Source organism: Prevotella sp. TCVGH (assembly GCF_023522295.1).
GTDB classification, from domain to species: domain Bacteria; phylum Bacteroidota; class Bacteroidia; order Bacteroidales; family Bacteroidaceae; genus Prevotella; species Prevotella timonensis.
Genome location: NZ_QFFX01000085.1, coordinates 1 through 8,757 on the forward strand (window position 1 = coordinate 1; position 8,757 = coordinate 8,757).

General features: G+C 41.9%; 8 protein-coding genes. 1 reads left to right on the forward strand and 7 read right to left on the reverse strand.

Features of this window, described 5'->3' with window-relative positions; translation table 11 throughout:
* Positions 1-74: 74 nt before the first annotated feature.
* The 4 genes from DEM91_RS11320 to DEM91_RS11335 all read right to left on the reverse strand — a co-directional run bounded on the left by DEM91_RS11320 (position 75) and on the right by DEM91_RS11335 (position 4,980).
* Positions 75-1,772, reverse strand: a complete 1,698-nt coding sequence (locus DEM91_RS11320) for an ArdC family protein (RefSeq protein WP_195252690.1) — start codon at positions 1,770-1,772, stop codon at positions 75-77.
* A gap of 3 nt (positions 1,773-1,775) precedes the next feature.
* Complete coding sequence (locus DEM91_RS11325; RefSeq protein ID WP_195252689.1) at positions 1,776-1,982, reverse strand: hypothetical protein; 207 nt, start codon at positions 1,980-1,982, stop codon at positions 1,776-1,778.
* Positions 1,983-2,078: 96 nt separating this feature from the next.
* The gene (locus DEM91_RS11330; RefSeq protein WP_229039184.1) at positions 2,079-3,833 is read right to left on the reverse strand and encodes a DNA mismatch repair protein MutS; all 1,755 of its coding nucleotides are present in this window, start codon (positions 3,831-3,833) and stop codon (positions 2,079-2,081) included.
* 376 nt (positions 3,834-4,209) lie between these two features.
* Entirely contained in the window at positions 4,210-4,980 is a 771-nt protein-coding gene (locus DEM91_RS11335) for a DUF4099 domain-containing protein (protein WP_195252688.1), read from the reverse strand.
* 53 nt (positions 4,981-5,033) lie between these two features.
* Between DEM91_RS11335 and DEM91_RS11340 the strand changes: the two genes are divergently transcribed.
* Positions 5,034-6,131 carry a peptidoglycan DD-metalloendopeptidase family protein gene (locus DEM91_RS11340; RefSeq protein WP_195252687.1) on the forward strand — a complete coding sequence of 366 codons (1,098 nt, stop codon included), beginning with the start codon at positions 5,034-5,036 and terminating at the stop codon, positions 6,129-6,131.
* Positions 6,132-6,276: 145 nt separating this feature from the next.
* Here the strand turns inward: DEM91_RS11340 and DEM91_RS11345 are convergent, their stop codons facing one another.
* From DEM91_RS11345 to DEM91_RS11355, 3 genes are all read right to left on the reverse strand, one after another.
* Complete coding sequence (locus DEM91_RS11345) at positions 6,277-6,537, reverse strand: hypothetical protein (RefSeq protein WP_025072494.1); 261 nt, start codon at positions 6,535-6,537, stop codon at positions 6,277-6,279.
* Positions 6,538-6,648: 111 nt separating this feature from the next.
* Entirely contained in the window at positions 6,649-7,032 is a 384-nt protein-coding gene (locus DEM91_RS11350; protein ID WP_195252686.1) for a helix-turn-helix domain-containing protein, read from the reverse strand.
* 9 nt (positions 7,033-7,041) lie between these two features.
* The coding region (locus DEM91_RS11355; protein WP_249858997.1) for a type IV secretory system conjugative DNA transfer family protein at positions 7,042-8,757 on the reverse strand (1,716 nt) is incomplete at its 5' end.

The window sequence follows — 8,757 nt, forward strand, 5'->3', positions numbered from 1 at the left end:
CGGAGGCGCGAAGCCTCCGAAGAGCGGCATCCGACTTGTCTCCGTGTGTTAGCCTTTGCAAACATAGTAACTTATCATATCTTTAATCCTTGTGAGACATGCTGTGAAACTTTTGGTATGGATAATTCTTCTCCATAAAGCTTTTTTACAATATCAGAAAGCATCTTATCTTTTTGAGAATTATCACTGGCTTTGAGATAGGTAACAGCAGTTTTGTTATCTATAGACTTGGGTTCTAATTCATAACCATCAATAGATGCACGAACAACATAATTACCTGTTGGCTGCTTATATATTCCTGCTATAATTGAAGATTTCTCTGTTTCGCTACGACTTAAATGTTGTGAGTTGTTATCAGCATAGATGAGCGATGCTATGAGATTTACATTATCACCTTTATGTAGTATGCCTATGTAACCATTGTATCGTAAAGTTTCTTTCTCTGTTGAAACATTACTTAACCATGTTTGGAGGGTAGCAGGAATCTCCTTTTGGTTTAAGTCACTCATTTTTTCGCTGTTACTGAAAAAAAAGCGAAAACCATTTTCATCCTCTAATATGCGAGCACCGGATATATGAGAAGTTAATTTGAAGGCTACTTCTTGTAGACGCTCTGTATATGCTTTTACGTCCTTATCCGTGTATTCTCTATTCGTCTCCATTATATCCCATTTAGGGATTATGGATTCTTTAGATACTTGCTGTAGCTGCTTTCCCTCTTGTTTATTGTTGAATATTGGCTTTTCACCTAAAGCAAGTTTTTGCTCATCAATTTTCTCAAGAATCAGATTTGAAGCCTTATTTACATCTGCCATGACCGAAACAATAAATCTGGGTTCCTCATGCAATGTTTTAAGCCAGCTGTCAACGTATGCAACATTGTTGTCCTGAATACGGCGGTCAAAGCCCATCGCATTTCCTACCATAGCCGATGAAAGCTCTGCCACTAACTCTTCCTTGGCATATTTAGGGTCACCAAAGTGGTTACGAAGGTTGCGGTTCAACCGTTCCTCCGTACCAGTGGAATGAGCCATTTCATGGAGAGCAGTGGAATAAAACTCCATACCATCCTTGTAAATCTCCGACTCCGATATACCTTTCTTGAATTGTCCCTTTTGAGGAAGGACAATCATATCACGTGATGGACTAAAGTAGGCACCATCAGAAGGCTTATCATACTGAATACGGCATAGCCATTCCTGACGCTCAAACATCCTGTCAAGGGCTTTATTCTGATACATACCTTCGGTGTCAGCAATCTTAGGACTTTGAAAACGTGCTATAATTTGGTCATACTTTTCCTTATTGACCTCCTGCATATTGGTCTGATCAATGTTGTAAACACGGAACGAGCGGAGAAATGGGCGAATCTCGCACGCCTCCTTCTCTGCTTTGCTCATGTTCTTGTAATCGGCAACGGACACCTTCTTGCCATTGCCGTCCTTGATGCTCATGTCCCAGTAGATAACTGGCATGGCCTCCGAGCCTTTCTTCAGGCGTAGTCCTTCTTTCTCCTTTTGCAGGAAGGTCATATATACAGGGGCAGCATAATGATTGATGGCCGTGTCCATGAAGAGGAACAGAGAGTTTGTACCTGAATAGTTTCGGCCGTTCAGATTCTGTGGCATACCGAAGTTTCCCTCACCACCTATCCAGCCCTTTTGCCAGTTGTTTGTTTTGGCTTCTTCGAGTCGAGAAATCATCATTTCTGAAAATTTCTCAATGGCTCTGTCGCTGGATGACTGCGAATTGTTGTGATATTGATACGCCATAACTTACATCAATAAATCTTGACTTTCGAGAAACATAGAATCGGTTTGTTCAAGGAACAACTCGGCATTGTCCTCATCAGGCTCGGCACCTCGATCAGCGAGCCACTGCTGATAACTCTCACTGTATTCACTCTGCTGGAGGAATTCCACCCAGCCTATGCGCCCCTCCTGTTTGAGAAGCTCAAGTTCTTCGAATGACTTACTTTCCATTTTGAATTAGTATTGTTTGTATGATAGTCATTCTCCCTCATCGGTGAGGGGAATGACATTAGGTTTATAATTTTGTCTTGAATTGCTAATGAGAAATCAAAGCTTTAACCCCTGCGAACGGTCTAACTTCTTGGTAAGGGAAAGCTCCTTTACATCCTCCGTCAGATACTTAGCTCCGAGTTGTTCTCTGGAGGCCGTCTTCGACTTGAAAAGAGAATAGAGGTCGTTGTTAGACATCTTCCTTTCTGGCGTTTGACCTCTGTCTTGGACAGTTGCAGATATGAGCCATGCACCCTCCGCATCTTTCCTGACACGGACTTCCTGCACAGGGATATTCTCTGGGAATCTGTATTTTTCGTAGGCTGATTTAAGATGTAGCTGCTCACCAATGACCTTCTCCGCAATCTGACTTTTACTCTGTGTACGATCAAAGTACATGTCCAGTTGGTTGTGCGAAAGAGGTGTGGCATGGAATCGCTTGTCTCCCATTTCGGCATACAACATGTATTCTCCGAAATGAGGCTTGCTTTCGTTACGCTGCTTGTAAACACGGAAAGCTGTCAGCTCCCTGCCATCAGAAAGTTTCAGGTTGTCGAAGTCCTCCTTACTAAGCTGCTTGGCCATCTTGGAAGGATAGTACTTGGCGAACATATCCTTGACAGATATTTCGTTCTTCATAAAAGCATCCACGTCCTGCTCCTTGACGGCCTTGGGGTGCAAGCCCACACCGTCGAGGCGTGCATAGAAGAAATACTTTCCCTCTTGCTTGGGCGATTCAAAGAGGTTGGCAGAAGTTACCTTCTGACCATTCTCCGTGATGAGTTGAGGGGCAACGGCCTTCTTCACTTCGCTAATGAGGTAGTTGTAAAAATCGGGATGGATGTTTTCTGGGTGATAGTATCTGCGCTTCTTTGAGTCGTCACCAGGTACAGAACCTGCAAATGATATATTGTCATTCCAGGCATAAACACGGTTGAGAGATACGCCCTTGTCTTCATCGGTGCCAGCGACAACACCCTTCTTCGCACCGAAGTCAGGCAGCACAACCATTTTTACGCTACCCATCACGGCCTTAATGTCATCGATGAATTTCTGTTGCTGCTCCGTTGTCGGTACAGACGAACCTTTCTGTACCAATGAATTTGCCTCTATCTGCTGTGATTGCTGATCCTGCTTATACGCCTTGGCAATAGATGGTATCACCTCTGCGAGCTGCTGAATAGAGGCTGTTTTCAGTTCTCTAAGTTGGAGCTTGTTTCCTTCTGTGTCGGTGAAGGTTACTCTGCCACGCAAGACTTGCATCTTGTCAAGTATAGCAGTTTCCCCTTTTGTCGTTTCTACGTTCAACGCTTTAGATGACAAAGGAAGTAAGAAAGCATGGTGGTTGTTCTTACCAACAATTTCAACTACTTTGTTATTGAAATCGTCTCTTTTCTCTTTGGCATTATCATTTGTTTTCTTGGTAGACTTTATCTCCTCCACTTTTTCCTTTTGAGGTATTTCGAGCTGATCGCATAAAGCGACACGTACTCCAGCACGAACGAGTTTTGGTAGATTGATGTCGAGGGCATGATGTAGAAAACTTACCTTTTCTATACGATCACCATTCTTGGTAAGAGATAGACCAAGTAGTTCTGATGCTTTCATGGCATCTTCACGATACATTGTGTAAGAGTCGCCTGTGCGAAAGAGGAGCATAGCATCAGGATGTTTTGTCTTTATAGTATCATACTGTTTCAATATCGGAGAAACAGCTTCTAACTTTTTAGCAGTCTTTTTATCAGAAACAGACTTCGCTTGCTTCTGAATGGCATCTTCCTGCTCCACCAGCGGTTTAATTTTCTTAGTCATAGGTGAAATGAATTATGTGTTATGGAAAAGCAGAGAAGACAAAACGCAAAAAGCCCGGCCATGACAATCTGTAAATAGAGATTGCCAAAGCCGAGCATACGGTAAGTCCCGTCAGAAACATAGGCATGTCCCTGATAGAAATGTATGTTTTTTGTGTGATTCCCCGTGACAGGAGAATAGTCTTCTCTGGGCATAAAACAATGATCTTATGCTCCTTGAAAATCAGTCTTTAAAACTGGGGAAATATATTAAAGACTACCGAGAAGACGACTGTCAGCTGTGTTCGGTAATTGTATTAAAGTGTCCCAATCAAGGGATTGGTTATTGAATGAACTTTTATGGAACTCTTAGTGTTGTGATAAGAAGATAATATAGGTTATAGCTTCATACCAGTAGAAACTTTTTGCTCTTCTTTGACCTCATGCTTTTGTTCCTTGTATTGCAGTTTATCGACTACCTGCTTGTATTCCCAGCGGTTTTGGTCTGTGAGAACATAGCCCATGAAACCTTCGTTGGCGATGTCGTATTTTATCTTCTGTTGGCGATCCCATTCTGCCATGTCTCCTTTGACGACCTTAAAGCCTTGTGGCTCTTTCAGATCTACACCAACGGAAACCTTCTCATGGCCGACTTCGAGTTCAACAGGCTTGCCTTCCTTGATGGCTTGCTTCTGATTGGCACCCAACTGTATGTCATTAATCTTCTCCATTTGGGCAATCTGCTCTGGAATACGCAAATTACTCGCATTGCGCTTGATAAGCGACTTTGTTTCATTATCCATTTGGATGAATTGCATACGGCGGATGCCATCTTCCTTAACCTCCTTGCGAATAGTATCACCTCGGCGCAGTCGCTCCTTGTCGTTATCAGTGAGCGATATGTCGCTGACCATTTCCTTTCTGACAGGATAGGTCATTAACTGTATCTTCCCAGCCCTGTCTTGGACGAGCTGTAACTTTAACGGAATATCATAGACCTTGCCACTTTGGGATTGAACCTGGGCCTGAATAAGTGGCGTGATCTTGCCACTTAAAAAAGTTTCCAACAAGTCCTTTGGCATAGAGAGCGTTTTCTCTTTGCTGATGCCAAGATTGGCCAGCTTACCATATGGAATGTCTTTTTCTAAAAAACGATTTACCATTGCCATAACATTATTTTTTGTAGTAATTTTGATTCAAATTTAGGAAAAAATAGTTTAAGATGAAAGTAAAATCGTTGTTATTTGTAGGCGTTTCACTTCTCGCTTTTCCTTATCAATCAAGGGCACAATTCTACACAATTATGCGTGAAAGCGAGGATGAAAAGCAAGTGATAAACAAAGCCAAAGCGGATAAGATAGATGAGGACTACTTTTATGCCTATCAGGATTCAATGAAAGTTTCCTCAAAAAAACGTGATACGAAAATGGATTTTACTGATTTCTTCTCTACAGCGGAGGGGCATGAAATATCCATTGAAAAGGATGTACCTGTCTTTGTCAATGTCAAAGACAGTATGCTTTTTGGATTGATTAAGGAGAGGATGGATGTGTGTCTTCCATTGGATTTTATCAGCGTTACGTCTCGGTATGGTTTTCGGCAGGATCCCTTTAAGAAGTGTTCTACCTTCCATGACGGTGTCGACCTTGAATGTAATATGAGCCATGTGTATTCCATGCTCCCAGGAAGGGTGACGAAGGTGGTTTATAGCAAGAAGGGATATGGCAATCATGTCGTTCTCGACTACGGTCATATACAGTGCCTCTATGGTCATTTGGCAGCTGTTACGGTCAGGGAGGGCGACGAGGTATATGCTGGTACAATCGTCGGAATATCAGGAAATACAGGCAAATCGACGGGACCACACTTGCATATCAAGATTACTGCCAATGGAAAGAGTCTTAACCCTGCACCGTTCATTGCCTATTTGAATAAGTACATAACAGGGCTTCGTGATAAGATAGCCTATGTTAGGTTTGGAACACGACCACCGAAGGAACTGAATATCAACAATCTCTATCAGGCATTGGATAAGTATGGGGTTGCCTTTCCTAAGATTGTAGTTGCACAGGCGCTGTTGGAGACTGGTTATTTCACCTCTAACGTCTGCCTAAACTACAATAACCTATTCGGACTACGGAAAACAACCGATGGAAGTTATTATCGCTTCAACAATTGGGAAGAGTCGGTGAAAGCATACAAAGATTATGTACAGTACAAATACAAAGGCGGAGACTATTTCCGCTTTCTCCTGCGTATAGGTTATGCGGAGGATTCAAACTATCTATATAAGGTGAAGAGTATCAGTAGTTCTTTATAGCTATTTTTTGACAAGAAAAAGGTAAAAAAGGGAGACAGATTTCAGCATCTATTTCCCTTCTTTTTTCGTTAGTAAATTTCTTTCCTTATAGGGCAAAAAAATACCTAAATTATATTTTTATCCACTTATTGTGGTTGTTACAATTCTATGTTTTCGGCTCTGCGTAAAAGGCAGCGTTTTTATTTCTTACTTGTTTTTTCTGATAGAAAAGATAGAACTGCTGAAAAATCCAATAACCGACAAGGAGTAGAAACTTGGCACAATATCCTAAGAGTTTGATACCATGCCTTATCATGAAACAAAGAACGACACCTATTGCATAGGCAGTCCAAATCACAATTTTAGTGAGAAACGCAAATATGCAGTAGCTCAAATAGCCTATCAATCCAGCAATCAGTGTAAGCATAGCAAACGAATATTAGTGAATAATTGATTTTTGTATCAGGGTATGATATACTCTTTTATCAAAGATACAAAATATTTTCACTTTATCCAACTTCCAAAGGGATTTTTATGGCTAAAGTAGGTCTATAGTTGCAGAGGCCTTTTGTATAAAATCATTCCTCGTATTTTCGAGTTGCTTGACAAACTGCTGCTGTAAAAGCTCCAACTTAGCCTTTACTATCGTATTGATAGAGAATGATTTTGCAAATTGGTCAGCATCTGCAATCTTAAAATCTTTGGCCAGTAGAAAGTCTACGGATATGTAGTTCGAGTAAAATTGCAGTATTTTGATAAAGGAATCGGAATTTACAATCTTGTTATGTTCGATTTTTGATATAGTAATGACTGGTATCCCTGTTGATTGAGAAACCTGCTGTTGTGTCATGATAAGATATTGACGAACGTTTTTTAGTCGCTCGCCAATATTCTCTATTTGATCAGTGGTATCTTTGTACATGTTGTTGTCTTATTTTGATTTTACTTTTTCACCTTCAGGGTATAGCTCCTTGATCATCCTGGTAATGTCATCTTCGACCTCAATGAAATTTCGATTAAGGATGACTTCCATGTCGCGGTCAGAACCGAATTTGTAAATAGGCGGTATATCCTCATACAAGGCTTCTTCGGTCTTGATCTTCTTCATATCGAAATTAGTTTTGCAGAAATACTTTGAGGTCTTAAACTCCGTCGAGTTCTCTATCTCAAAGGTATTCATAGCATCATTTGGTGTAGGCGTGAAGTCTCTTGCCACCTGACCTGCCAACCAACCTGTGGCCATATCCGCAATCTTTGCAGCTGGTAAGAGGTTATCCATCTTCTCGGATATGGAGGTGGAAACCTTTTGATCGTTGATAGAAATAGACTTACTTGTCTGCTTGACTTTACCGAATATATCGTTCTGCGCCCATTCCAATGTTTCCTTGTTGCGAGCTGCACCCATGAATACATTACCACAAGTGGATATTATCTTCTGCATACCATTCTTGCCATAGTCCGCCTCCAGCTGTGGTAACTCTTGGAAACCCAACGTTACGGAAACCTTATTGCTTCGGGCCGTACCTATCAAGCGGTCAATCTTGTGAAAGTATAGCGTTGGCAACTCATCGACAATCAGACTACAGGGATAGTTGTTCTTACTGTTAATCTTCATCACCAAACGATTGAGGATAAGGGCATTGAGTGAGCCAATGACCTGCTCCTTCTCTGGGTCGTTGGCAATGACAAGATAGCTGGGATGCTCACGGTCTGAAATCTTTAGGTCAAAATCATCACCAGTAAACACCCAATAGGCTTCCTGTGTGGCAAGACGACCTGCTGCGACACGCAACGTACCCACCATACCTTCCAACTGATCCATAGCCTTGTTCTTAAAAGCAGACTCAAAGGGAGCCATAAGTGGCTTGATGGCACGATCACTCATCAGAATGTTGAATACGTCATTGTAGGGCTTATTCAAAAACTGGAGAACATGAGCCATGTCAGAGAACTCGCCTGTTTGTGTATCTGGAACAACTCTATTTCCCTTGTTGTCCTCATACCAAGTTTCTTGTATGGTCACCAAACAACCTTCTGTATCTTCATAAGAGAAACCGTCCAGCTCTACATACAAGCCGTTGTCGTCAATGGAAATGTTGCTCCAATTCTTATTATTGAAATCAAGGACTATCTCACCCTTTTCATTGACACCAGCGTAATCTGTCCAGTTTTTATAGACCAACTGGAGTGTACCCTCTTCTACATTGTCTATATTAACGACCCTTGTATAGCGGAAGAAGCGTTTCAGTTTCTTCCCCTTAGAATATCCCATAGGGTGAAAGTTGACGAAGAAATAAATGATGGCAGCAAGGAAGTTCTCGGAAGCGTTCTTAAAGAAAGCCTCTGAACCACCTTTCTTGTCGCCACCGCCCTTGTTCAGTGATTCAAGCAGTGTCGCTGCCGTTTCGGAGGCAGCAGCGAGATCGGGGATATACTTTTTCTGAATAGGATTGATGCGGTTGGAATAGCGTACATTGGCAAAGTTGATGACGTGGAATCCGCAGTTTTCTGGTAGATGACCATATTTCTTGTTCTTACAGTACTGATAGAGCAAGTTCTTGGCCAGCGTCGGATCGAGTAGGTCAGCCCCCTCTCGGGGGCTTTCCCCTCTAAGAACCGTACATGAGAGTTTCCCCTCATACGGCTC